The sequence below is a fragment of the Sphaerospermopsis sp. LEGE 00249 genome, assembly GCF_014299995.1.
In the GTDB taxonomy this organism is placed as follows: domain Bacteria; phylum Cyanobacteriota; class Cyanobacteriia; order Cyanobacteriales; family Nostocaceae; genus Sphaerospermopsis; species Sphaerospermopsis kisseleviana.
In genome coordinates this window covers 1-26,350 of the sequence record NZ_JACJUZ010000028.1, presented here as the reverse complement: position 1 = coordinate 26,350, position 26,350 = coordinate 1, and the positions used below count along the sequence as shown (strand labels likewise).

20 protein-coding genes and 2 pseudogenes are annotated in these 26,350 nt (G+C 39.9%); 7 read left to right on the top strand and 15 right to left on the bottom strand.

The window, feature by feature from the left end:
* The first annotated feature begins 75 nt into the window (after positions 1-75).
* The 3 genes from H5968_RS11650 to H5968_RS11640 all read left to right on the top strand — a co-directional run bounded on the left by H5968_RS11650 (position 76) and on the right by H5968_RS11640 (position 5,460).
* Positions 76-4,206 (top strand): DNA-directed RNA polymerase subunit beta', encoded by a 4,131-nt coding sequence (locus tag H5968_RS11650; protein WP_187040087.1) that lies wholly within the window; start codon positions 76-78, stop codon positions 4,204-4,206.
* Positions 4,207-4,526: 320 nt separating this feature from the next.
* A complete protein-coding gene (locus tag H5968_RS11645; RefSeq protein ID WP_187040086.1) occupies positions 4,527-5,072 on the top strand; it encodes a GIY-YIG nuclease family protein in 546 nt (181 codons plus the stop codon).
* Between the two features lie 46 nt (positions 5,073-5,118).
* Positions 5,119-5,460, top strand: a complete 342-nt coding sequence (locus H5968_RS11640) for a Dethiobiotin synthetase (protein WP_096566765.1) — start codon at positions 5,119-5,121, stop codon at positions 5,458-5,460.
* Positions 5,461-5,957: 497 nt separating this feature from the next.
* Here H5968_RS11640 and H5968_RS11635 read toward each other — a convergent pair whose 3' ends face one another.
* The 5 genes and pseudogenes from H5968_RS11635 to H5968_RS11615 form a co-directional block, all read right to left on the bottom strand.
* Positions 5,958-6,569 (bottom strand): hypothetical protein, encoded by a 612-nt coding sequence (locus H5968_RS11635; RefSeq protein ID WP_187040085.1) that lies wholly within the window; start codon positions 6,567-6,569, stop codon positions 5,958-5,960.
* Between the two features lie 160 nt (positions 6,570-6,729).
* A pseudogene (locus H5968_RS11630) lies at positions 6,730-6,885 on the bottom strand (zinc ribbon domain-containing protein); the annotation flags it as partial.
* Between the two features lie 231 nt (positions 6,886-7,116).
* Entirely contained in the window at positions 7,117-8,703 is a 1,587-nt protein-coding gene (locus H5968_RS11625; RefSeq protein WP_187040084.1) for a DUF4335 domain-containing protein, read from the bottom strand.
* Positions 8,704-8,783: 80 nt separating this feature from the next.
* Positions 8,784-9,392: a DUF3038 domain-containing protein gene (locus H5968_RS11620; protein WP_096566762.1), complete on the bottom strand. Its 609-nt coding sequence runs from the start codon at positions 9,390-9,392 to the stop codon at positions 8,784-8,786.
* A gap of 240 nt (positions 9,393-9,632) precedes the next feature.
* Positions 9,633-12,086, bottom strand: a complete 2,454-nt coding sequence (locus H5968_RS11615; RefSeq protein WP_187040083.1) for an endonuclease MutS2 — start codon at positions 12,084-12,086, stop codon at positions 9,633-9,635.
* A 537-nt stretch (positions 12,087-12,623) separates the two neighbouring features.
* On the opposite strand from H5968_RS11615, the gene H5968_RS11610 reads away from it, so the two are divergent.
* Positions 12,624-13,298, top strand: a complete 675-nt coding sequence (locus H5968_RS11610; RefSeq protein ID WP_096566759.1) for an OB-fold-containig protein — start codon at positions 12,624-12,626, stop codon at positions 13,296-13,298.
* Between the two features lie 15 nt (positions 13,299-13,313).
* Positions 13,314-15,224: a flotillin family protein gene (locus tag H5968_RS11605; protein ID WP_187040082.1), complete on the top strand. Its 1,911-nt coding sequence runs from the start codon at positions 13,314-13,316 to the stop codon at positions 15,222-15,224.
* Between the two features lie 71 nt (positions 15,225-15,295).
* Here the strand turns inward: H5968_RS11605 and H5968_RS11600 are convergent, their stop codons facing one another.
* From H5968_RS11600 to H5968_RS11590, 3 genes and pseudogenes are all read right to left on the bottom strand, one after another.
* A complete protein-coding gene (locus H5968_RS11600; protein ID WP_187040081.1) occupies positions 15,296-15,592 on the bottom strand; it encodes a DUF2288 domain-containing protein in 297 nt (98 codons plus the stop codon).
* Between the two features lie 129 nt (positions 15,593-15,721).
* Positions 15,722-16,360 (bottom strand): 1-acyl-sn-glycerol-3-phosphate acyltransferase, encoded by a 639-nt coding sequence (locus H5968_RS11595; RefSeq protein WP_096566754.1) that lies wholly within the window; start codon positions 16,358-16,360, stop codon positions 15,722-15,724.
* Positions 16,361-16,520: 160 nt separating this feature from the next.
* Positions 16,521-17,633, bottom strand: a pseudogene (locus tag H5968_RS11590) (IS630 family transposase).
* 221 nt (positions 17,634-17,854) lie between these two features.
* On the opposite strand from H5968_RS11590, the gene H5968_RS11585 reads away from it, so the two are divergent.
* Complete coding sequence (locus H5968_RS11585; RefSeq protein ID WP_096566750.1) at positions 17,855-18,046, top strand: DUF2795 domain-containing protein; 192 nt, start codon at positions 17,855-17,857, stop codon at positions 18,044-18,046.
* Between the two features lie 392 nt (positions 18,047-18,438).
* Here the strand turns inward: H5968_RS11585 and H5968_RS11580 are convergent, their stop codons facing one another.
* The 6 genes from H5968_RS11580 to H5968_RS11555 all read right to left on the bottom strand — a co-directional run bounded on the left by H5968_RS11580 (position 18,439) and on the right by H5968_RS11555 (position 24,546).
* Positions 18,439-18,831 carry a DUF5615 family PIN-like protein gene (locus tag H5968_RS11580; RefSeq protein WP_137669065.1) on the bottom strand — a complete coding sequence of 131 codons (393 nt, stop codon included), beginning with the start codon at positions 18,829-18,831 and terminating at the stop codon, positions 18,439-18,441.
* Complete coding sequence (locus H5968_RS11575) at positions 18,828-19,202, bottom strand: DUF433 domain-containing protein (RefSeq protein ID WP_187040080.1); 375 nt, start codon at positions 19,200-19,202, stop codon at positions 18,828-18,830. The genes H5968_RS11580 and H5968_RS11575 overlap by 4 nt, the downstream gene beginning before the upstream one ends.
* Before the next feature lie 60 nt (positions 19,203-19,262).
* A complete protein-coding gene (gene fabD, locus H5968_RS11570) occupies positions 19,263-20,141 on the bottom strand; it encodes an ACP S-malonyltransferase (RefSeq protein WP_187040079.1) in 879 nt (292 codons plus the stop codon).
* A 225-nt stretch (positions 20,142-20,366) separates the two neighbouring features.
* On the bottom strand, positions 20,367-21,368 hold the full coding sequence (locus H5968_RS11565; protein WP_187040106.1) for a beta-ketoacyl-ACP synthase III: 1,002 nt from the start codon (positions 21,366-21,368) through the stop codon (positions 20,367-20,369).
* 134 nt (positions 21,369-21,502) lie between these two features.
* Complete coding sequence (gene plsX, locus H5968_RS11560; RefSeq protein ID WP_187040078.1) at positions 21,503-22,528, bottom strand: phosphate acyltransferase PlsX; 1,026 nt, start codon at positions 22,526-22,528, stop codon at positions 21,503-21,505.
* 545 nt (positions 22,529-23,073) lie between these two features.
* Positions 23,074-24,546, bottom strand: a complete 1,473-nt coding sequence (locus H5968_RS11555; RefSeq protein ID WP_187040077.1) for a leucyl aminopeptidase — start codon at positions 24,544-24,546, stop codon at positions 23,074-23,076.
* A 146-nt stretch (positions 24,547-24,692) separates the two neighbouring features.
* Here H5968_RS11555 and H5968_RS11550 point away from each other — a divergent pair, with 146 nt between their 5' ends.
* Complete coding sequence (locus H5968_RS11550; RefSeq protein ID WP_187040076.1) at positions 24,693-24,992, top strand: hypothetical protein; 300 nt, start codon at positions 24,693-24,695, stop codon at positions 24,990-24,992.
* A gap of 408 nt (positions 24,993-25,400) precedes the next feature.
* On the opposite strand, the gene H5968_RS11545 is transcribed toward H5968_RS11550, so the two are convergent.
* Positions 25,401-26,210, bottom strand: coding sequence for an alpha/beta fold hydrolase (locus H5968_RS11545; protein ID WP_187040075.1), 810 nt, complete (start codon positions 26,208-26,210; stop codon positions 25,401-25,403).
* Positions 26,211-26,350 lie beyond the last annotated feature (140 nt).

The following is a 26,350-nucleotide window of genomic DNA, read 5'->3' as shown; positions in this document are numbered from 1 at the left end:
ACAATTGACAATTGATAATTGTCAACTGTCAACTGTCAACTGTCCACTGTCAACTGTCAATTATCAATTATTAAGATGACTGAAAAAATGATTTTTCGTAACCTTGTTGTTAATAAAGGTCAACTGAGAAACTTAATTGCATGGTCATTTACCCATTACGGGACGGCTCGGACTGCGGTAATGGCAGATAAACTTAAAGACCTGGGCTTTCGTTATGCTACCAAAGCTGGAGTTTCCATTAGTGTTGATGATTTGATGGTTCCCCCTTCTAAAAAATCCCTCCTGGAAGCAGCAGAAGCGGAAATTCTCAGCACCGAAGAACGGTTTAAACGAGGAGAAATTACAGAAGTTGAACGTTTCCAAAAAGTGATTGATACCTGGAATGGAACCTCCGAAAGTCTCAAAGATGAAGTAGTGACACACTTCAAAAAAACCAACCCCCTCAACTCCGTATATATGATGGCATTCTCAGGAGCCAGAGGGAATATCTCTCAAGTACGGCAATTAGTAGGAATGCGGGGACTAATGGCTGACCCCCAAGGGGAAATTATTGATTTACCCATTAAAACCAACTTCCGAGAAGGATTAACTGTTACAGAATATATTATTTCTAGTTATGGAGCCAGAAAAGGATTAGTTGATACAGCATTAAGAACCGCCGACTCTGGATATCTCACCCGGCGTTTAGTGGATGTTTCCCAGGATGTGATTATTCGAGAATTTGACTGTGGCACTACCAGGGGTATTCCTTTGCGGGATATGACAGAAGGAGCTAAAGTATTAATTCCCATTGGTACAAGATTAATGGGGCGGGTAGTGGCTCAAGATGTGGTTCATCCGACTACGGGAGAAATACTGGCACCCCGGAATACTCCGATTTCTGATGACTTAGCAGCAGAGATCCAAAAAGCAGGAGTGAAAGAGGTCATAGTGCGATCGCCCCTCACCTGTGAAGCCGCTCGTTCCGTGTGTCAACATTGTTATGGTTGGAGTTTGGCACACGCCAAGATGGTGGACTTAGGGGAAGCGGTGGGAATTATCGCGGCTCAAAGTATTGGTGAACCAGGTACGCAATTAACCATGCGGACTTTCCACACTGGGGGAGTATTTACCGGAGAAGTTGCCCAACAAGTGCGAGCGAAAGTTGAAGGTACAGTAAAATTTTCTCGTAAATTAAAAACTCGCCCCTATCGTACCCGTCACGGAGAAGATGCCCTATATGCGGAAACCAATGGCACTATGGTTTTAGAAGCCAAGGGAGATGGGGAAAGTCAAGAAATTTCCATTACCCAAGGTTCGACTTTATATATTAATCCTGGACAACAGGTAAAAGTTGCCCAACTAATTGCCGAAGTAGCTTTAGGCGGTAAAACCACCAGAGCAAACACAGAAAAAGCCGTTAAAGACGTAGCAACCGACCTAGCCGGAGAAGTACAATTTGCCGATGTAGTAGCAGAACAAAAAACCGACCGACAAGGTAACACTACCACCACAGCAGCTAGAGGTGGTTTGATTTGGATTTTATCTGGAGAAGTGTATAATTTACCGCCAGGTGCAGAATTAGTAGTAAAAAATGGAGATGCGATCGCCTCTAATGGAGTTTTAGCAGAAACTAAATTAACCACCGTACATGGTGGAGTAGTGCGGTTGCCAGAAGCTATCCCCGGAAAAGCTACCAGGGAAATTGAAATTATTACCGCTTCCGTGATATTGGATCAGGCGACGGTAACGGTTCACAGTTCCCAAGGGAAAAATAATTACTTAATTCATACAGGTGACAGGTTACAGGTGCTACGCCACGGTGACAGTGAAGAATCACCAGTCACCAAGTCTCAAACTTTTAACCTCCGTGCTACCCCCGGAACAAAAGTCCAAAATGGTCAAGTAGTAGCAGAATTAATTGATGACCGTTATCGCACCACCACAGGCGGCTTTTTGAAGTTTGCGGGCATTGAAGTTCAGAAAAAAGGTAAAGCCAAATTAGGCTATGAAGTGGTAACAGGAGGAACGCTGTTATGGATACCAGAAGAAAGCCATGAAGTAAACAAAGATATTTCTTTGTTGTTAGTGGAGGATGGGCAATTTGTAGAAGCTGGTACAGAAGTAGTCAAAGACATTTTCTGTCAAACCAGTGGCGTGATTGAAGTTACCCAGAAAAACGACATTTTGCGGGAAGTGGTGATAAAACCTGGTGAACTGTTGATGGTGGATGATCCAGAAGCGGTGATCGGTAGGGATAATACCTTTGTGCAGCCGGGTGAAGAGTTTCTGGGAACAGTGGCCACAGAACTGCGGTATATTCAGTACGTGGAATCGCCCGAAGGACCAGCGTTGTTAAGTCGTCCAGTGGTAGAGTTTGATGTACCGGCTCGTCCTGATGTACCTTCTACAACTTCCGTCAGTCAACAAACAGGCAGATCCATTCAACTACGGGCATTACAGCGTTTACCCTACAAAGATGGGGAACGAGTGAAATCCGTGGAAGGGGTGGAATTGTTGCGGACTCAGTTGGTATTGGAAATTGAACAAGAGGGAGAACAGGATCATGCTTCGCCTTTAGCAGCGGACATTGAATTGGTAGCAGATGGTGAAAATGCTGAGATTCAAAGATTGCAGTTAGTAATTTTGGAATCTTTGGTGATTCGGCGAGACATTGCCGCAGATGCCACCCAAGGCAGTACCCATACTACCCTAGAAGTGGAAGATGGCATGACCATTGCACCGGGGGCAGTGGTAGCAAGAACACAGATTTTGTGTAAAGAAGGGGGAACAGTTCGCGGTGTCAGGAGAGACGCAGAAGCCGTGCGTCGTTGTTTAGTCCTGCGAGAAACTGACATGATCACCGTAGAAACTACCACAGCGCCTGTCCTGAGCGGTGTCGAAGGGCCAAAAGTGAAAAAAGGTGATTTGTTAGTAGAAGGAACAGAAATTGCCCCAGGGGTACTAGCACCAGAATCAGGACAAGTAATTTCAATCAAAGCAGGTGACAGTAAAGGTGACAGTTCCCAATCACCCATCACCCATTCCCAATCACCATACTCCATTACCATTCGCGTTGGTCGTCCTTACCGAGTCAGTCCTGGAGCAGTGTTGCAGATAGAAGACGGGGGACTGGTGCAACGGGGTGATAATTTGGTGTTGTTGGTGTTTGAGAGGGCGAAAACTGGGGATATTATCCAAGGTTTGCCAAGAATTGAAGAATTGTTAGAAGCTCGGAAACCCAAAGAAGCTTGTATTTTATGCCGTCGTCCTGGTGAGGTGAAGGTGGTTTATGGAGATGGAGATGAAGCTTTAGGAAGGGAAGCTTATGCTATTAAAGTTTTAGAAGCTGGTGGTAGCGTTACCGATTATCCCCTTGGACCAGGGCAAAACCTGATAGTTCCTGATGGTGTTCATGTAGAAGCTGGACAACCCTTAACTGATGGACCTTCTAACCCTCATGAGATCTTAGAAATTTTCTTTAGTTTGGGTTCAGAAGAAGGAATCTATGCCTGTGCGAGTCATGCCTTGCAAAAAGTACAAAGCTTTTTGGTGAATGAAGTGCAAATGGTGTACCAGTCCCAAGGCATTGATATTGCAGATAAGCACATTGAAGTAATTGTCCGGCAAATGACGAACAAAGTCCGCATTGATGATGGTGGAGACACCACCATGTTGCCGGGTGAGTTGGTGGAATTGCGGCAGGTGGAGCAGGTGAACGAAGCAATGTCCATTACTGGTGGGGCGAGGGCGCAGTATACCCCAGTGTTGTTGGGGATTACGAAGGCATCTTTGAATACCGACAGTTTTATTTCGGCGGCTTCGTTCCAAGAAACTACCAGAGTGTTAACAGAAGCAGCGATTGAGGGTAAATCTGACTGGTTACGGGGTTTGAAAGAAAATGTGATTATTGGGCGGTTGATTCCTGCTGGCACTGGTTACAACACCTATGAAGAAACTACCACCATTGAAGACTATGGTACTGATTTGGGTACTGGGGTTTTGGATGAGGTAGATGATTCACTGGATATGGTTTTAGATGACCGCACTGCTAAATTATACAGCTTAGATTCTTCTGATTTGGGTGATGGTAGTTACGGTGGTAGACGGGGTGACAGGTCTATTTATGATGATGAAGATTTGATTGCTGATGAAGTGATTGCAGGTGTTGAGGAAGAAGAGGAAGATGAATACGAGGAAGAGGACGATGATTATGATGAAGAATAAAACCGAAAGGTAATTTTTGGAAAAAGCAAATGTAGGGGTTTAGCAATGCTAAACCCTTTCTTTATTTCCAGGACTTACGCAAAATATCTCTCAAACCTTCTTTCCTTAAACCCTAATTACTGATAAGCTGTTACACAGCTAAATTGTATAATCCTAATGTTCTGAACTCTTGTTTAACAGGCAAGATGCCTGTTCCACTTATACAAATTAAATGCACAACAGCTTATAAAAGTCCATAGGAAGTTTTACCTCTACCCTGATGCTTGACTGTTTGCACACTTGCTGCTTTAGTAAATTAGTAAATCATACATTTAATAAAGATGACTACGGAAATTGATATTCCTGCTTTAGATACTTTAGAATATGTCACTTACATTGACGAAAATGGAGAATTACCAGCACATTTTCAGGGGAAAATAGGAGCCTATGCTATTTTTGACAAAGATAAAATTCTGCAATTCGTTGGTTATTCCCGTGATGTTTATCTTAGTTGCAAGCAGCATTTAGTCCGTCAACCAGAAAAATGTTATTGGTTAAAAGTTCACACAATTGAACGCCCTAACCGCACGATTTTAGAAAAGATTGAAAATACTTGGATTGTTGAAAATGGTAGCGTTCCCTTAGGGAATGGAGAAAACAAAGAAAAATGGACTAATCCTATTAATACTCAAGCATTAATGACAGATGAAGAAAAAGCTAATTATCAAAATCCACTAATTGATGAATCGTCGAAAAGTAAAATCATCAAAAATGTAGCTCGGCGAGTTGAATCAGAAATTTTGGCAGTTTTAGAATCAAGAGGATTAAAAACTCAAATGCGTTTTCATCCTAAATTAAAAGAAGAAGGTTTACTAGATTTAAAATAATTGATAATTATCAATTATCAATTATCAATTATCAATTATTTCCTGTATGAACTACGAAATAGCGCGAAAGTTACTTATAGACCAAACAGCAAATGAAGAAAACCCAGATGCTTTGTTAAATCGTCTCAAACAAGGAAAACCACCAGTACCAGGTCAAATTACCTCTGTTTTATTAGCCTTAAAAATTGTGTTTGAAGCTCTAAAAGATGCTCATAGCTTAGATAAAGAACTAGCTTTAGCTTTATATAAATTAGGTATTAGAGCTTTGCAGTTATTTGCTACAGGATCTAAATCTGGAGTTGAATGGCCGCCACTGCTAAAAGAAGATTTACAACGCATTTCCCGATCCGCTGAAAGTATCTTTTCCGGTAAATGGGAAACTATTTAGGGTTTGCTGAAAAAGTCCCTTCGTTGAGGCAGGGAATAGGGAATAGGGAATAGTTTTAGCTATCTGTTATCCCCAGATTTTCTAATTTATCAGACCCAAAATGCACAGTTTTTAAGGTATACCCTTCAAAAATCTTGCACTTTCTTTCCTCCTGATCAGCGTCAAACCTTTGATTTACGAGTATTTTGGGTTTATTCAGCAAGCCCTATTTAAGGTTTGCTGAAAAAGTTATCTGTGAAAGACCAGTAACAGGTGACAGGTGCTACGCCACGGTGACAGTTTCAAGAGTTGGATAGAAACGATTTTTTCTTTAGGTAAGCTGTTATGCAGCTAAACTGTATAATCTTAATATTCTTAAGTCTTGTGGAACAGGCATCTTGCCTGTTAACCTTATAGGAATTAAGTGCAAGGTTTTTCAGTTGCCACCTCATAAAAGCTGGCACTTTTTGAAAGCACTTCGGCTTACTTCAACACCGCCCTTCGACACGCTGCTGTAACTAACGTGTTCTCAGTTCTGCTTCTAATTTATCGAGGTCAGATTTCCGAAAGACTGTCATTTGACCACTCAAAGCTTTTCCTTCCTTGGGTTGAGCTATTTCTACCCAATAAGCATAGCGATCGCCCACCCTTAACTCTCCTTGTAAAGCCTCCCGAATCGGTGTTTTTGTTAAACGTGCTTGATTTATTGCACTTTGATTAGGATACTCATAAACCACCTGAGCGCGATTATAGTCTTGATAAATATCTATTCCATAAATTACCCGCAAAGATTCCTCAAGACGCTGAATTGTCACGCCATTTACACCATCATACATAGTCATCCGTTCAGTACGAATTGTACTGCGATCTTTAGTAAATGTTACCTTACCTGGTGGTAATACCGAAGCTTGAAAAGTGAATCTTTGGGCTGCTGTATCACTTTTACTCACAAACAATCGTTCCCCACTTCTGGGGCGAAGAGTCGGATGGGCTTGAATCCAAGTGATTACTTCTTCTGTGCTTTGTCCTGGTAATGCTTGGGCTGAAGAATTCGCAAGTGCTAAATCGGCTATAAAAGGTATAGAAGAACAACACAAAATTAAAAACTTACGCAAATATTTTTCTAGCATTTTCCTATTCAGGAATAACATTGCCATTGAAACATAAATCCCCGTTACCAAAACGGCATCCTGTTTTGTTACATCAAACTGCTATATAAAACCTAGACAAAACTAGAGTTTACTTTCTACTTCAACGGGAGCATGGGAGCAGTTATCCCTCAGTAGACTTTCACGCCTTAGCCAGACGCGATAACATGATTGCTGCATTTAGATCCCTATCTATTTCCAAACCACAGTTCTCGCAGCAATAAATTCTTTGGGACAAGGAAAGACGATCTTTTTTATGCCCACATAGAGAACAGGTTTTACTTGATGGATAAAATCTATGGTTCTTCAGTACATAGTATGCAAAATCAATCTCAAAAAACTGCGGAAGGCTTAATATACATAAGACATCAGCTACAGATATTGGATATTATTACAAAAATTGCCTCTTTACCCTGTTGCCTGTTCCCTCTTAACCAATTAGTAATTTAGCATAACAAGTACCGAAGAATCGAAATTTTCCAACCTCCTCCTGACTCCTGACTCCTGACTCCTGAATTCTTACACATAATCAAGGGTTTTCTGGGAACGTCTGCACCTTACCATCGGGACTAAAGACAACTCTGAGTCTGAGGTTTTGTCCAGCTTGATTAGTAGAAACAAAGGGTTTACCAATTTCTGGTATACCAGTGTCATTAATATATTCTCTAGCGGCTCGGTTCAAGGGTAAAATGCGTTCAATAGTACCGTCAACACCCAAAATCAGACTATATTCTAGTGTCTGGGAAAATCCCGTAGGTGGCCGCCAATTCTTTTGTAAATAAGCTCTAGCTTCTGCTGCTTGAGGTACATCAAATAATTTGTTTTCCTCAGCAGCAACCTGTGTTGGGAATGGTCTTTGTCTTGCTGATCGCAATTTTTCTATTAAATCATTATCGGGAGATTTGGTTGCAGAAGCAGCTTGATCTAATTGCTGTGAATTTGGTGTAGAGGATTGTTGTCCAGAAATCTGACTCTGCACATCATTAGGTAAGGTAGCAATAGATCCAGATATAGAAGAGATACTACTTGTATTTCCAGAAGGCAAATTTTGACCAGTGACAGGAGGAATACCACCTTGGTTAATCACTCCTGTAGAGTTTTGTTGGGAACTGGGTATTGGTGCTGTTCCTGGAATTTGTAGACTGCTAGGAGGGACTGGCTGTGTCTGTGGAGGTATTGTCAGTCCATTATTTGGCAATGTTCTAGCTGTGGGTGGCACGGTAGCATCAGGAAGAGTCAGAGGTTTTGGATCTAGAGTAGAATCAGCGGGTATCACGGGAGTCTCTAAATCAGGCGGCTTTATAGTATCACCACTACTAGGGGGAGATGGTAAACCAGTAAAGGGAGTCAATTCTCCTTGAGAAGTGGTTAAGTTAGGAGATGGTGCAGTTGCAGTAGTTGCTGGTTGTGTGTCAGAAGTAGTCTTTTTAGCTGTCTGCTGATTTTGCCTCATGCTGCTGGCATATTGCCAGGTTAAGGGAGCTAAACCCAAAGCTAGTGCTATTACTGCGGCTATAGGTGTCCAAGTAGGCAAACTGGGAATTATTGATTTCTCACTGTTGAGATTTGGTAATATTATGACATCAGTGGAATATTCTTCTAAGGCCGTGGCCAGATCAAATAGTTGTAATAGAGTAAGTTGAATTATCGGTCCTGACGTTTGATTAGCAAGGGAACCGAGATATAGTTTATGAGTTAAATTGTCACTAGATTCTAAATAAATTGTTGCCTCTAAAATTCCCATACTAGAGGGATTTGGGGTTTTAGGTGACGATGATGATGATGGGGTAACATCTTGTACTTCTGGTTGATCAGATGTTTTGCTTGATGGTTGGGATTCTAAGGAAGTGAGACAAAAGTTATCTGCTGATTTTTGTAGAAGTGCCTGAACGTAGTTAGTAACAGCATTACACAAGGCTTCTAGTTGATCGCGATCGCCCTGAATAGGTACTCTCAGTTCTTCTGGTAGTGTTGGATCATCAAAGTGCAGTTGAAAACGAAGTTGATTCAGGACTGTTTGCCCTATCCAACGAGATAAAGGTGAGCTTTGCGCCAAGATTTCCAGTGTACAAGTGGGGGGAGTGTAGCGACGAATGACAGAATTTGATCCAGGCATAGCAAGAATGGCAAGGGGGACAAAAGAGAATTTTCGATTTTGGATCAGTGATTTAAAATCTAAAATCTAAAATCTAAAATCTAAAATTGTTTTGTGGATCGATCCAACAATGTTAACCACAGGCGGCGGTGTCCAGTAGGGGCGCTATAAAATAGTAAATCTACCAGCAGTTTTATTGCTAAGTTGGTTAGCAAATCTGTGGAGATTTGTTCATCTTCTTCCATCCGTTCTTGGTAGGTGTTACAGAAAGCATCTATATAATCTCCAAGTAAAGCATTTTGATGAGGTTCTTGATTTTTGGCAGCTATTGTTTCTAATAACCCAACAGCACGCCGGATTAATTCTTGGTGTTGTTTGGCAAGATAGCAGGTAATCAGAACCAGCGATCGCGCTTCATCTACATCTAGTTTTTTCCGTCCTCCTTGACCTTTGCGTATGGGGTTAGATTGGCGCAGTCGCCACAAGGCCACCCTATCTGGTACTTTTGACTCTAACTGGAGATTAATCGCCGCAGATAGCATAGCATCAGAACCAATGCCAGTTAAAGTTTCTAGTGCTAATAACACCAAATCTAACTGGGTTTTAATATTTTCCCATTGAACGGTATTGGAGGTCGGAAACTGGCTTAAATCCTCCCACTGGGAATTAGATGTAGCTGAATTGGCGGCCGATTGCATAACTTTTAGCATAGTTGATCAGGCGAATAAAGGCTGTTGCTGTTACCCTTTTTGAAACAGACCATCAAGTATGAAAATTGGTTTCTCGTCATCTAGCTGTAAATAAGTTTAGTAAACAGCTGTTGTTTTGGTTTTACTTTAGATGAAAATTTCTTGTTTAAATATGAGAAATTCATGATGCTTTGGTTAAGATTGGTGATTGGTAATTGGTAATTGGTAATTGGGTAATAGTTTTTCCCAATGCCCAATGCCCTAATCTACATGAGCAATAGTGACACCAGTACCACCATCTGCTTGTTCTGCTGGTTCATAATGGCTGACTCTGGGGTGTTGCTGCAAGAATGCGTGAACTCCTTGCTTTAATTTACCAGTTCCGTGTCCGTGAATAATCCATATTTGTCCAACAGCTTCAGAAATTGCTTTATCTAATATATATTCGGCATCTGCTACCCGTTTTCCGCGCAAATCAACAGTATTTTTTGATGTGCGAATGGCTACGGTTGGTGTTGGTGACGGGGTAACGGTTGGTGCTGGTTTGGGTTTGACTATGGGTTCTGGTTTTTGACCATCTAAAGATTCTACGTCTTGTAATTTCACTGTCATTTTCATGATCCCAAAGCGCACACTTAACTCCCCATCTGCATCCGGGGCGGTTATGACTTCGGCGGTTTGCCCTAGTTTGGGTATACGAATGCGATCGCCTATTTTGGGCATAAAACCGGGTTTGGGTTTGGGTGCTGGTGCTGGTTGATATTTTTCTGAAATATCACTTAACGCTTTTGTTGCTTTTTGTGCATCCTGAGCCGTTGGTTTACCCTGTTGTAACCGACGAATAACTTGGGCAATTTCTCCTTTCGCTTCTTGAATTGCTTTTTGTACGGCTATTTCTTGGGAGGCTCGCAAGTCTTTTTCTCTTTCCTGTAAAGCTGCGGCTCTTTGGGAAACTTCTTTGTATAATTTCTCCGCTTGCTTTAATATTTTTTGTGCTTCTGCTGCTTTGGTTTCTTGACTGCGCCTTTGAGCTTCTAACCCGGCTATTACTTGGTTAACTTCGTCCGTTGTTTCTCCCACTTGACTTTTTGCAGCTTCTATGACTTCTGGTTTTAAGCCTAAGCGTAAGGCAATGGTTAAGGCGTTGGAACGTCCAGGAATACCCCACAATAACCGATAGGTAGGTGAAAGGGTGGCTTCGTTAAATTCGACTGATGCGTTTTCAAACCGAACATCGTCATATTTTAAAGCTTTTAATTCTCCAAAGTGAGTAGTAGCAATGGTTAACTGAGCATGATCCGCCAGATATTTGAGGAGAGCGATCGCTAATGCACTACCTTCCACCGGATCTGTACCTGCGCCCACTTCATCCAGTAAAACTAGGGATTGGTGACTGGTGACTGGTGATTGGTGATTGGTGATTGGGGAAAAGTCTTCTCCTCTGCACCCTGCACCCTGCTCCCCTGCCTCTTGAATCCCCAAGGCATTCAAAATTCGACTAATGCGGCGAATATGCCCGGAAAATGTCGATAAGCTTTGTTGTAATGATTGTTCATCCCCAATATCGGCTAAAATCTGACTAAACCAAGGAATTTCTACTGGTTCACGAGCGGGAACAAATAAACCCACCTTGGCCATTAAAGCCGCTAACCCCAACGTTTTTAAAGTTACTGTTTTACCACCCGTATTTGGTCCAGTAATTGTGACTACTTTAATATGAGGACTAATCAACAAATCAACGGGAATTACAGGATGTCCTTGTTCATGTTGTTGTTGCCAAATTAACAAAGGATGCCGTAATTGTCGCAGAGTAATTATTTCTTGCTCTTGGGGATTAATAAAGCGGGGCGGATTTGCACCTAACCAGAAACTATACCTGGCTTTGGCTGTAGCTAAATCCAGAGTTGTAACAATGGCTAATAACTTTTCTAAGTCGGTTTTAACTTCTGCTACTTGTGTAGTTAAATTCCTGCGTATGGCTTCTTCTTCTACCTGTTCTCTTTTCACAGCTTGGCGTAATTGGTTGCCCATTTGCACAATGCTGTTAGGCTCAATATATAAAGTTGCTCCGCTGGTAGATGTGTCGTGAACAATACCAGGAATTGCGTCTTTTTGTGGAGCTTTTACAGGGAGAACATAGCGATCGCCTCTTTGAGTAATAATCAACTCTTGCAGGGCATTAGATTTAACTTGGATGATATTTTGCAGTTTTTGGGTAATTTGACTGCGTAACCTGCGTAAATCTTCCCGAATTTCTCCTAATTTCTGACTAGCGCGATCTGTCACTTGCGCTCGTTCATCAATACAACGGTGAATTTCTTGCTCTAATTCTGGGTAAGTCCGTAATTCGGCGACTAACTCAGTTAAAATGGGTACATCTTCCTGGTTATCAATTAACCGCCGTAAATTTCTCGCACCAGCAAGGGTGGTAGCGATCGCTAACAGTTCCTCACCTGATAAAATTCCTTGTAATTCCGCACGTTCTAAGGAGTCACCAATATCTTGAATGCCCTCAAAGGATAACCCTGGTGTCAGTCGGCTTTCCAATTGATAGACTTCTTTGGTTTGTGCCAACAACTCTTTACTTTCCTCCAGAGTTGATGGAATTGGCAAGGCACGGGCAACTATCGCCCCTAACTTAGTTGCCGCAAAGGTGGAAAGGTGCTGGCAGAGGCGATGCCATTCTAGTAGTTCTAAGGTTTCAGACTGAATCAAGGCTTCAATATCTAATCTGAAACTATGGTAACAATTCTGGTAACAAGAAAGCTAAGTCTTTCAGGATGAAATTTTCTCCACCACCACCTACTCCCACCAATATACATCCAGGTTTTAATACTTGTTAGCTGCTTTACTCATGCTTAGTTGAATAGTTACATTACATTATATGATGTAACCCACAAGCTAAACAATTGTTAGCTGAATTTGAATCTAGGTTTGATTGGGTTTGATCACTGGGAAAAATCTGTATCAGGATTTGCCTAAATTGCTATAAAAAATAATTTTAAGTGATTCATTCATTGCCGCCACCCTAAGTTATCAAGGTATTCACACTAAAAATATCTAATTTGTTAATATTATTAATAATAAATGTCTAATTTGTTAATATTATTAATAATAAATCATCTATTTTGTTAAATATCTCAATAAATAATCAAAAAATAAATTTTAATCTTGACATTGAATAGAAGAAGAGAATAAGATGGATTCAAACGAAAATATAAAAAACCTGCTGAATATTTTGCAGGAGCAAATATGCTGTTTAGTCCAGCAAACTTACCTTATTGGATTTTCCTGATTACAGGAATACTGCTTTTCCTGTTTATGATTATGCTAGGAGGAGAATCGGAATTAGATGCTGATGCAGATTTAGATATAGATATAGAAACCAACATTGATTTAAGCTTTGGACGATTTCTGGAATGGGCTGGTATTGGTAAAGTTCCATTAATATTGATGTTGGCAACAGATTTGAGTCTGTGGGGTGTCATTGGTTGGATGTTAAATGTGTGGCTGGGAGGTATTAATCAAAATCAACAACTGCCTTTAATGGGGATAATTATCTTGTTAATTTCCCTAATTATTAGTTTATTCATTGGCAGATTGATAGCTGAACCCATTAGTAAAATGTTTGCGGAATTTAGTGAAGATGCAAGTGGCGATCGCCTAGTTGGTTGTATTGGTACTGTAACTTCTGTTTATATTCCTGCTGAAAACATCAACAAAATTGGCCAGGTAGATATTTTCGATCCAAAAGGTAACTTTTTAACTATTAATGCTGTGATCCCAGATTGGGCAACTATCGCACCACAAAGAGGGGAAAAAGTGATAGTAATTGAACTTAAACAGCAAATCTATTTAGTAATTGCCAAAGACAGTGTAGACGAAGAAAATTGGTTAAATAGTTCCGACTCTAAAAATCAGAATTAGTGAAAGGACAAGAAAATGCTTTTTTGGTTAACATTTATTCAGGCTCTACCAAGTGTTAATGTATCGGAGTTATTAACATTTCAACTGCAATCAAAACAGGAATATAGAATATCAAATTCTCCCACATTTCCGCTGACAACTCAGCCAACTTTAGCTCAAATTAATGGGGGAATAGTATTTCCTGGTTTGATTGTAACTTTAGTTATATTACTTTTATTAAGCTTGTTTGCTTATACCAGGGTTTATGTTGTCACACCCAACAACGAAGCTTTTGTGAGAACGGGGGGATTATTTACTAAAAAGAAATCAGTAATTCTTTATGGTGGTTGCATTGTTTTACCAGGATTTCATCAATTAACCCGTGTACCTTTGCGAGAAATGTCTATTGATGTAGAAAGAACTGGAAAACTGGCAGTAAGAACAAAAGATTACCTGAGAGCAGATATTAGAGTCACATTTTATGTATGTATTAATGCTTCCGAAGAAGATGTTTTAACGGCAGCAGCAAGACTATCTCAAAATGGCAGTAGAATTACTCCTGAAGACATCAAAGAAGCTTTAGAAAAAAGGGCTGATGATGCTATTAGGGCGGCAGCTAAAACTAAAGATTTAGCAGAAATTGATTCTGATAAATTGGGTTTTGCTCAGGAAGTTTTGAATTTAGTAGGTACAGATTTGAAAAAGGTGGGATTAACTTTAAATAACATTGCCATTTCGGAAATATTAGAAAGTGTTACTTATGATCCTGATAACTTCTTTGATGCTCAAGGTGTGCGGTTGCGGACGGAAATTATTCAACGTTCAATTCAACAAAAACGGGAAGTTGAGTTAGCAACCCAAGTCGCTATTGAACAAAAAGAACTAGATGCACAAAAGCGATCACTACAAATTGCCCAAGAGCAAGAAAGTGCTAAACTAGCTCAAAAATTGCAAGTTGAAGCACTGAAAGCACAGAGAGAAAGGGAAATTCAAGAAGCAAAAGATAGAGAAGCTGCAATGGTAAGACGTACCAAAATTTTGCAGGAAAAATCAGTGGAAGAGGAAGAAATTCGTAAAAAATTAGCTTTACAAGAAAGTCAAATTGAAGCTGATATTGCTTTAGAAGAACGGAATAAACAACTAAAAGTAGCACAAGCATTGCAAAAACAAGAAGCGGAAATTGCTGATATTTCTCGCCAACAAAGTGTAGAATCAGGAAAGTTGCAAGCGCAAGTAAAGATAGTTGAATCAGAAAGATTAGCAAAACTAGCGCAGGAAGATGTCGCAATAGCAATTGCTAATAAAAAACGTGAAAGTTTTGTTGCACAAGCAGAACAAGCGAAAGCAGAAGAAGCGGTAAAAACTGCCAGTGAAATTGAAAAAGCGGAACGCCAAAAACGTTTATCTATAATCATCGCAGAAAGGGAAGCACAAGAAAGGAGTATTAGCGATCGCAACGTTGTAGAAATTGATGCTTTCCGTCGTCGTCGTCAAGCGGAAATTGCCCAAGAAGCAGCAGAATTAGAAGCAGAAGCCATTCGTACTCTTGCAGATGCTAACCGTGATAAAGCTTTAGCTGAAGCTGAAGGTATTCAAGCCAAAATTACAGCAGAAAATACCATTAGCAATGCTAATTTAAGTGCGAAAATTCTCACAACTATCTGGCCAGAATTAGCGGATAAACTACCAGAAATTGTTACTGCTTTAGCACCACAACCAGGAGTTTTAGGAGACACTCGCATTTATTCCTTCCCTGGTGCAAATGGTAGTAATGGCAGTCAAGATATTAACAAGTTACTATTATCTACTAGCGGACTTTCCTTAATAAATACCTTGTTAGATGAAGGTAAATTAGGTGATTTAATTGGGCAAGTTAGCCAAATAGTAAGTAGTAACAACTCTGTGAAACTACCAAGCTTGAATCACCAAGAAAAAGAAAGTAATTAATAATTTGCAATTCATAATTCATAATTTTTTCAATTATCAATAATGAATTATGAATTATGAATTATGAGTTGTTAAACAACAGCTTTTTCTTGCACTAAAACGTAAGGTTCAACAATTAAAGCGTTAAACCTCTTAGTCCGATCGCCATTCCAATTTCCTAATTGTTCTGGTGAAGGTTTGGCCAGCAATTGTTCATCAATCCAATTTTGCACAGAGGGAATATTATCAGTTGCGATCGCTTCTCCCACATCCAGCAAATCTAACCCATCAGCTACTACAATAATCACATCTCTTTGAGCATGGGGAATTAGCCAATCCCACTCCGCTTCATCCAGATTTTCTTTTAATTGTTCTCTTAAATCTGACATAATTTTTCACAGTTTTGTTAGGATCTCAATTGTACATAATTTGCAATTCATTAGTCATTAGTCACTAGTCATTAGTCATTAGTTAAATTTCACCCAATCACCAATCACCAATCACCTATCACCTATCACCTATCTTCCTAAATCGTGCATTTCATTAATTACATCTGCACATTTACGAGTTATAGCTTCTAATTCTTCCTTATTTGTAGAAGTTGGCGCATCAATCAATTTACCAATTCTAATAGTCATCGGAACTTTACGAGGAATAGGTGTACCTTTTTGGACAACGTTTTCACTCCCCCACAAACTCACCGGTAATAAAGGCGCTTTGGCTTTTGCAGCTAACAGTGCTGCACCTCTTTTGGGGTCATGAATACGACCATCTGGGGTGCGAGTTCCTTCTAAAAACACACCTACAGCCCAACCATTCTCTAAATATTCTAAAGCCGCACGAATAGCCGCACGATCAGCAGTACCCCTACTGACGGGATAAGCACCGTATAATTTAATAGCTTGGGCTAAAACAGGAACTTTAAATAATTCTTCCTTGGCCATGTATGCAACTGGCCGACATACACAGTTAGAAACTATTGGAGGATCAAAATAACTTGCATGGTTGCTAACTACCACCAATGGTCCAGTTTTGGGAACATTTTCCACCCCATAAATTTTACCCCCGAAGTAAGCGTGTAGCATGGGGCTAACCACTGACCACTTGAAAGCGTGGTAAAGTGCCAAACTAATAAAAGGTTCGCGTTCTCTGGTCACGGAAGATATTTTAAATAAGACTATTATTTAGAATAAGCTATGGCGATCGCTTTTCGTCAATGAACAAAGGTAGATTTAGCATATTTACAGATGAAAGCGTTTTCAAGGGTGCATTTTATATCCGGCTAATTACTTTTAATTGTTTTAAGCTGTTGTGCAGCTAAACCGAATAAACAGCATTACCTTTATTTTTGACTTTGCGTTCCCATTTAATAATAAGACCTCCTTCATTTAGCAATTTATTTAATAATTCTTCTAACTGTTCTACTGATTCAAATAATCTGTGAGCTATATATTCTTTCGCTGAATGCCATACCAGTTCAATTAAATTATAATCTGGACTATAAGGTGGTAAGAATTCCAGAATAATATTTGGCATTTCTGCTTCAATACGAGCCAAAATATCTTTTCTTTTATGGTAACTAGCATTATCAAGAATAATCACTATTTTAGCTGAATTATTATTAAAGTCTTCAGGCTTATTTCCTGCTTCTATCCATTCCTGTTTTCAAAAATGGTTGAGGGATTTCAACTGTTCATAAAACACATCTGCATTTCCCTGTTTAATCACAAAATTTATTCTTTTCTTGTCATGATAACGCAATCCTCCCATAATATTCACTCTTCCCCTTCTTCTTTGTCCTGTTACCTCTTTTCTCTTGCCTTTCTTTCCCCATGTTTTTCTTCTTATCACTCTTAAACTAAATCCACTCTCGTCCCAAAACCATACCTGTAAACGCTCTGGGGATGATTTCGTTATTTTTAAATATTCAGCTAATTTTTCTTTAAATAACTTACGCTTCTCTGGACTTTGTTTATCCTCTAGGCTATACTTTGCCCAAAGGTAAACGTACTTTTTTCTCTCTAAAATTCTCCTTACTTGTGAACTACTTAACTTTATTCCTGTCTCTATTTCTAGATATGTTGCTAATCTTGCTGATGTCCATCTGCCAAATTCATATCCACATTCATCAGGGTTCTTTTCAATTACTTCTAACAACAAATTCTCATATTCTTTTGTTACTTTACGGAAGTTACCTTCTCTTCTTCCATCTAAAAAACTGTCTATGTTATCCGGATCTCCATGCACTGCCCAATATGCTACTGTTGTATATGCTATGTTTAAAAAATCACTTATTTCTTGGTAAGTTTTCCCATCATTCATCAACAATAATATCAGTATTTTCTCTCTTACATAAGGATTATCTTGCTCTTTTAAGTGTTTTAAGAGATTTTCTCTCTGTTCTTGAGATAGATGGTTTTTGGCTGGCATAATTCAGAAGCGATAGCTTAGTTACCTAATTCTCTATTATACAATCTAGCTGCACAACAGCTTATCTTCCCTATTCCCTATTACCTATTCCCTATCCTCAAAGATATGCTCAATATTCAACATAAACATCAAAATAAGATGCAACCGCAGGTAGAGAATATATAGAGAGAACACTAATAGCCTAGATATTAAACGACCAATTATTATATAGAGGTTAGGTTATGGCAGTATCAGCAATTGATATTTCCAGAAGTCTTAGTGGCATAGATTTTCCTGCAAATAAAGAAGATTTGGTTAACCATGCCAGACAGAAAAATGCAAGTCAGGAAGTAATTGACGTTCTCCGACAAATGCCAGAGCGTGAATATGAAAACATGGCAGACGTGGAACACGAATTTGGTCAAGTTAGATAATTTTTGAATAAGTTTCTGTTCTTGTCTGTCTAGTTCATGTCTAGTTCATTAGCTACTTTTTGGCATTTGATATATAGTGGGATTTAGGCAAAAAATACTAATAATTTATGTTTAAATCCCACTATTCATTACTATTTCTTCAGCTAAGAATAGCAGCGGTACTCTTATAATATCTACAGGGTTTGCTTAATAAACCTAAAACCTTGATATATCAAAGGTTAGGGGCTGATAAACACAGAAATTAGTGCAAGGGTTGTGAAGGGTATACCGGAAAAAGTGTGCATTTTTTGGGATTTCAAGAGATGGCAAAGAAATTTTCAAATCTCCTCCTGACTCCTGACTCCTATGCCCTCACGGAAAGACTTTCTCAGCAACCCCTACAATAAAAAGCTTCAAGGAATAAAAATTCTACCTGCTCCCATATAATTTTCAATATCTAATATAATCTCCACTAGGCGAGCAGCACATTTTTCTCGATAAATGCGCTCATCAAATCGATCAGGATTTCCAATAGTAATAATTGGTAGTGAAGTATCTGTATTCTCCTCTCGAATTGTTTGCTCTAATGAATCAGTTCCTTTCATATTTCTATTAGCTGTGATCAGAATCATTTGGTTTGCTTGAGCAAATTGCCATACAATTTTGTCACTGCTATCTGTCTCTAATCCAGCTTGTTTAAAGGTAAAAAAACGAATTGATAACAGATCAATCCAACCTTCAGCCGCAAGTGTTCCCCAAAATAAAACCGAGTCCCCTGTTAAGTTATAATCAATGAGAAAATTCATAATGGGGATGTGATGCGTTCTTGCCAAGATTGCAGTTTTGCGCGTAAATCTTCCTGGCCAACTTTAGCAGGTTGAGTTGCTATTTTGGCAAATCGTTCACGGTTTTTTTCTTGCCAATATTGGCGAATTTCTGCTGATTTTTGCAGAAACTCTTGATATTCAGCTTCTATTTCCACAGCATGATTTTCTATGTAGTCTAAAGCCACATTCACCTGTGCATCACTTAGTCCCAGTTTTTCACGAATTAACTTAGGTGGATACTGAGCTTTTACATAGTCCATCACATCACACAAAGTAATCCGAGTTCCGGCTATAATTAGTCCCCGTTCTGTGCGAATGATACCTGATTGTCCATTATATACAGTTTTCATATCCATCAACTCCTAAAGGTTGTATCTGCTCAACCTAATTTAATTGTGAATTAATTTCCCCTAACTTGGCAACTCCCCAGTATTACGAATATTCTTCAATTCCATACCTTCAACAGTCCGCTTAATCAAACCAGTTAAAACATTACCTGGTCCAATTTCTACTACTTTGGTAATCCCATTTTTTGGTAATTGTAATGCAATTTCTCGCCACCGTACTGAACCAGTCATTTGTTGAGTTAAACGTTGTTTTAAAATTTCTGCATCAGTTGTAGGAACTGGATCAACATTAGAAGCAACGGGAACTTCTGCTGTTTGAAAAACTATACTATCTAATATTTCTTGAAATTCCTGTGATGCTGCTGCCATTAAATGGGAATGAAATGCACCGGAAACTTTTAAAGGTAATGCCCGTTTTGCTTTGACATTAGACATTACAATTTGTACAGCTTCGGGAGTTCCTGAAATTACGACTTGTGCGGGACTATTATCATTTGCTAACACTACATCCGGGGTTTCTGCAATTACTTTTTCTAATTGTTCGCGATCAAAATTAAGTAATGCTGCCATCATTCCCCCAGCAGTATTATCCATAATTTCTGCACGACGTTTAACTAATTGTAAACCAGTTGACCAGTCAAAAACACCAGCAACATAAAGAGCTATATATTCTCCTAAACTGTGACCGGCAACTAAATCTGGTTTTTCTCCTTTTTCTCGTAATAAGTCCGCCAGAATACTTTCGATCACATATAAACAAGGTTGGGTGTAAAGTGTGCGTGATAGTTTTTCTTCGTCTGCACAAATTTCACTCACAGACCAACCTAAAATTGCTTCAGCTTCCTCAAATTTTGCTTTGGCAGATGGTATATCTAGTAGATCCATTCCCATGTTTAAGGCTTGCGAACCTTGTCCGGGAAATACATAAGCAGTTTTTGTCATTTGATAATTGATAATTGGGAATTGATAATTGGGAATTGGGAATTGGGAATTGGGAATTGGGAATTGGTAATTGGGAATTGGGAATTGGGAAAGAAGGGAACAGGGAAAAGGGAACAGGGAAAAGAAAGAAGGCAAGAGGCAAGAGGCAAAAGTTAATATTCTCCCCCTGCTTCCCCTGCTTCCCCTGCTTCCCCTGCCTTTTCGCTGTCACCAGTCACCTGTCACCTACCTTCCCCATTGAAAAATAGCTGCACCCCAGGTTAAACCAGCACCAAAACCAGAGGTAGCAATGATATCATTTGGTTTAATTTTTCCTTCCCTTACTGCTTCATCTAATGCGAGGGGAATAGAAGCAGCAGAGGTGTTACCATAATGGGCAACGTTACTGATTACTTTATGTTCAGGAATATTTAACCGATCAGCTACAGAGTTAATAATCCGCTGATTTGCTTGATGTAAAATCAGCCAATCTATTTGATCTACGCTGAGATGAGCTTCAAATAAAGCTTTATCTATGACTTCTGGAACTTTCTGAACAGCAAAACGATATACTTCTTTACCGTTCATGGTGATGGGGTGATAAGTGCCTGTAGGTACATGAATATCTGGACTAACCTGTTTTGTAGTGCCTTGATAACCCAGGTTGAGATAGTGATTTTGACTACCATCGCTTTTCAGGGAAAATCCTAATAGGCGATCGCTCTTATTTGCTTGCAATACCACCGCCCCAGCACCGTCGCCAAACAGCACACAAGTGCGCCGATCTTGCCAATCTACCCAACGAGAGAGGATATCTCCGCCTATCAACAGTACATTTTGATAAACTCCTGTTCTAATATATTGGGCTGCTGTCACCAGTCCAAACACAAACCCCGAACAGGCTGCGGTTAAATCAAAGGCTACTGCTTTAATTGCTCCTAATTCAGCTTGAATGCGACAAGCATTGCCAAACAAATCATCTGGGGTAGAAGTTGCCAGCAAAATTAAATCAATATCTTCTGGTTTAATTCCCGCGGATGTGATCGCCTGTTTACTGGCATCGGTAGCTAGTGTAGTCAATGATTCTGGCGGTAATGCTAACTGCCGTTGACTAATTCCTGTTCTTGTGGTAATCCACTCATCAGAAGTTTCCACCAGTTGAGTTAGTAACTGGTTGTCTAACCTAGTTGCTGGTACTGCCGAGCCACTACCTGTAATTGCTATACCATGTAGGAATAAATTCTGCACTCCTAAATCTCCCCAGTTGTCAATTGTCAATTGTCAGTTGTCAAGAAGCAGTCAGAAGTCAGCAGTCAACAGTCAGCAAACCCCATTCATGATTGACTAATGACAAATGACTATGGATTCTCGCTCACAGAAGGCTAATCACTCTCGCTCTGTAGAATTTGATATTGTGACTGTAGTCTTTGCAATACCTGATTGTCTACAGCTTCTTTAGCCATGCGAATAGCACTAAAAATAGAAGGTGCTTCAGAACTACCATGACCGATGAAACAAATTCCATTTACGCCTAATAGTAATGCACCACCATGTTCTGCGTGATCCATGCGCTGTTTAACGCGTTTGAGGTTGGGTTTTAAAATTGCTGTGCCAATTTGGCCTCGAATCCCCTGGGGTAGTTCTTCCCGCAGAATTTGTAAAATTACACCCCCTACTGCTTCAGCAAATTTTAATAACACATTACCGACAAAGCCATCACAGACAATAACATCAAATTCACCTGATAATACATCACGTCCTTCCGCATTACCACTAAAATTTATTTGGGTATTTTCCCGTAATAATTGATGGGCGCGAAGGGCTGCTTCGTTACCTTTGGTGTCTTCTTCACCGATATTTAATAATCCTATTTTGGGTTCAGGCATTCCCAAAACATACTGACTATAAATTGAACCCATGACTGCAAACTGCTCTAAAAATTTAGGGCGACAGTCTACATTTGCACCAACATCCAGTATTAATACTGGCTTACCTGCTTTAATGGTGGGAAATACTGTGCCTATGGCTGGACGATCAATTCCTGGTAATCTGCCTAAACGTAGTAAAGCTGAGGCCATTGCTGCCCCAGAGTGACCAGCAGAAAATACTGCATCTGCTTGTTTGTTTTTAACCAAGTCCATTGCTACGTTGATGGAAGCCTTACGCTTTTTTCTAACTGCGTTCAAAGGCTCATCATCCATTGCGATCGCTTCCTGTGCCGGAACAATCTCTAATCCTACCATATTGGTTTTTGGCGGTATGACAGCTTCAATTTGTTGCTGATCACCAACCAACAAGATTTTCACACCCAATTCTTCTTTCGCTCGTAATGCGCCAGCGACGATTTCAGCGGGTGCGTAATCCCCTCCCATAGCGTCAATTGCGATGCTTACACCAGTCGATCCCATTGCTCCTAGCTCAAAGAAACCTTACAAATTTTATCAGATCGCAACACTCAACAATTAAAAATTCCCAAAAAAGACATGAAAAACTATAGCAGGAGGCAGAAGGCAGAAGGCAGGAGGTAAATATTTTTCCCCAGTCACCTGTCACCTGTTACCTGTCATCACGACAAGACTTTTATGCCTAACGGCACGCTATGCGAACAGCAACCCCTAAATAAATTTTAATTTCAAGGTATTAAAAATCTCTTATTTCTCATCTGCGTTCATTGATCATTTGCGTTTATCTGCGTTTAATATTCTGAGCATATAAAAAGGCTCTACCTTGGATCACACCCAAAGCAGAACCTTTAATAATTTACAGCAGATTACAGATCAATCTGGTACAGATTCTTACTTGAAACCTAGACAGAAAGAGAGTTTTACTCCTGACTCCTGACTCCTGTACGGGCGAAGCATTCGGGCGATAAATTATCAATTTTGATCCAAGGTTGTTTTCCGAATGCTTCGCCCCTACGACTCCTGACTCCTGCTGTATCAAACCGAAAAAACTAACTCAAAACCCAACTAACCAAAGTTCTCACCCCGAAACCGGTAGCACCAGCACCGTTATAGCCATTTTCCTTATCAGCCCAAACAGGACCGGCAATATCCAGGTGCGCCCAAGGAGTATCCTTAACAAACTGCTTTAAAAACAAAGCCGCAGTAATAGAACCACCGTAGCGAGGTCCGGTATTTTTCATGTCTGCAATACCCGATTTTAACCCTTCAAAATACTTTTCTTCCATCGGCATCCGCCAAATTTTCTCACCTGCTGCTTCTGAAGCGGTTTGTAGTTGGGAAGCTACTGTATCATCAGGTGTAAATAAACCAGCGATATCATCACCTAAAGCCACTACACAAGCACCTGTGAGGGTCGCCAAATCAACGATCGCATCTAAACCCAATTTATCCGCATAAACCAAAGCATCAGCCAAGGTTAAACGCCCTTCAGCGTCGGTATTGTTGACTTCGATTGTTTTGCCATTTGATGCGGTTAAGATATCTCCTGGGTGCATTGCCTTACCGCTAATCATGTTTTCGGTGACGGCTGAGATAAAGTGAACTTCCACATCTGGCTTTAGCTGCCCGATCACTTTAGCAGCGCCTAAAGTTGCCGCAGCGCCACCCATGTCAATTTTCATGGTTTCAATGCCGCTACCAGCGCCTTTAATGTTTAAACCACCGGAGTCGAAAGTTAAACCTTTACCAATAATCGCTAATTTGCGTCTGGGTGTAGTAGCTGGTTTGTAAGTGAGGTGAATAAATTTAGGTGGTAATTCAGAAGCTTGGGCTACTCCTAAATATGCCCCCATACCTAATTTTTCACAATCTTCTTTTTCCAAAATTTGTAATTCTAAACCGTGTTCCTGAGCTATTGCTTGGGCGGTTTCTGCCATTGTAATGGGAGTAACAGCGTTAGCTGGGGCGGCTACTAACTGCCTTGCTAAAATTACCCCAGAAACAATTTGTTCTGCACGGGTAATAGCCGCTTCTTGTCCAGCTAAACCCAATAAATCAATAGTTTCAATGTTGGGATTTTTATCTTCTGGTTCAGATTTAAAGCGAGTATCTTGATAAAGTGCCAGTTGTGCGCCTTCTGCGATCGCTTGGGCTGTGGCTGCTGGATCGTTGTTGTAAACTGGTAAACTAACTGCCAGAGTTTTGGTTTTTTGCTTTTTGGCAGTGCGAGCGACAGCAGCAGCAACACGACGTAAAGTTTCTAATTTCAAAGCATCCGGTTTTCCCAAACCTACCAAAATCACCTTCCGCACGGGATGACTAGCACCTAAGCGAATAACGACAGTGCTATGAGGTTTACCTGTAAATTCTTCTTCGGCAATGATTTCTTTGACAATTCCGGCGCATTTCTCGTCTAGAGTCGCTAAATCGCCTGTTAACTCTACTGCGTCTTCAAATAAGCCAACTGCTAAGGTATCACCAGTCCAATCTAATAAAGCTGTATTTGTAGGTTGAATCATCATTTTTGTAATGTTCTGTAAACCTTCCTTACTTGTACCAGTATTGCTCAAAATTTCCAGCGTGTGGGAACTCCTGTTAAGATAATCCCTATTAGGGATTGAAACTAAGCCATCTTGTCAAAGTTCCCCGCTTGGGGATGAAAAAAACTATGTTAAATATCATAAACACCAGGTTGAGCTTTATTGCTAATAACTCTCTTGATGAAAATCAAGCTATAAGAGAAATTGCTTACAGCATGGATTTATTAATTCCTGGCTTATACTTATGGCTACCGGGAATAAATATTCGCCTTGGTGGCGCTGTTCCTGATGATCAACCCTACAGATATCCAGGTAAGATTCACAGTTATGCCGGCATAGCTTTAGTATTACCAGGTTACAAGATTTTTACAACTTATCAGGGTACTTATGATTCATTGGAAGATGAGGTTGAGAAAAGGATAGGTTAGTAACGTAAAAGATTGAATTGGATTAAATCCAATATGAGTTATTGGTTTACAAGTTATGAAAAAAATAGGGTAGTAAGATACAAAATATTCATAATTTACCAGGCTACCCATGACCCTAAACAAGCATAAAATCCAGGGACTACCACAGTTCAAATGTCAAACATTAAGCGCAACTCAATTTGAGAAATTAATGATTGATGCTGGTTACTCAATATCAGGTACTGCGCCAGCCCAAGGTAATAGAATTAAAGTTTGGTGGATTCATGATCAATATCCAAGGGTAGAATCTATTTATAGTCCTGACAAGAAAATAGTGATTACTGCGTATCATGTATAAGCTACGCTGCTGAAGGTTTAATTTTACGTAGATTTTACTTTTAGTTACATATTTCGATTTTTTCTGTTTACCTACTTAGTAGCATGACTGTATTTTACAGTTTCTAGAAATTCATTATTTTTAAGAATCTCATACAGATTTACATCTTCCTCTAATAAACAAGCATGACCACTATCAGGTAAGATTAGTTTCTTAGGATTAGGTAAAATCTGATCTAACCGTTCCACTTCACTGACAGAAGGTAACAAGCGATCGCTCCCTCCAGCTATTAATAATACCTCTTGCTTTAATTTTTGCAATCTTTCCTCTTCAACTTGAAACTCCCGCAACAATGACAACCGCCAATTTACCGTTTCTGCGGGTAAAGAACGCATGGTTCTCAGCAGTTCATGGCGAATACTACTAGACATCCGTGATAAAGATGCTAAAAATGGTAGTAATCCTAATGCACCAATATCATAAAACCAAGATGGCACAAAGTCAGTCAGTTGAGATAAAGAATTGAGCCAAGGACGTAATTGAAAGGCTGAAGCAGGATTAATTAAAATAATACGTTTGAATAATTGTGGTGATTGGGTAGCGACTTTCATAGCTAAACAACCCCCAAAAGACTCACCACACAGGTAAACAGGACGGTGACAACTTCTTTCTAATTCTGCGTGAATTAAGTCTAAAACATTATTGGTTAACACCTCCCAGGTGGTGAGGTCTTGTCTGGGGATCGCTAAACAACGGACATCAAAACCCAATTCTAAGCCAGCAGTTTGCGATCGCAACATTTGACCAGTTCCATCCATTCCTGGTAAATAGACAAACAGGGGATACTCTAGTTGTACTCTTTTGGGAGTCAGGAAACAAGGTTTAAGTTCAATGTTTGTCATTTTGCCCGTGTGTCTCTATCTATTTGACCTTGTTTAACTGTACCGTTTCACTGCGAATTATGGGGACTGGGGACTGGTGACTGGGGACTGGGGACTGGTGACTGGGGACTGGGGACTGGTGACTACTGCCTAATGACTAA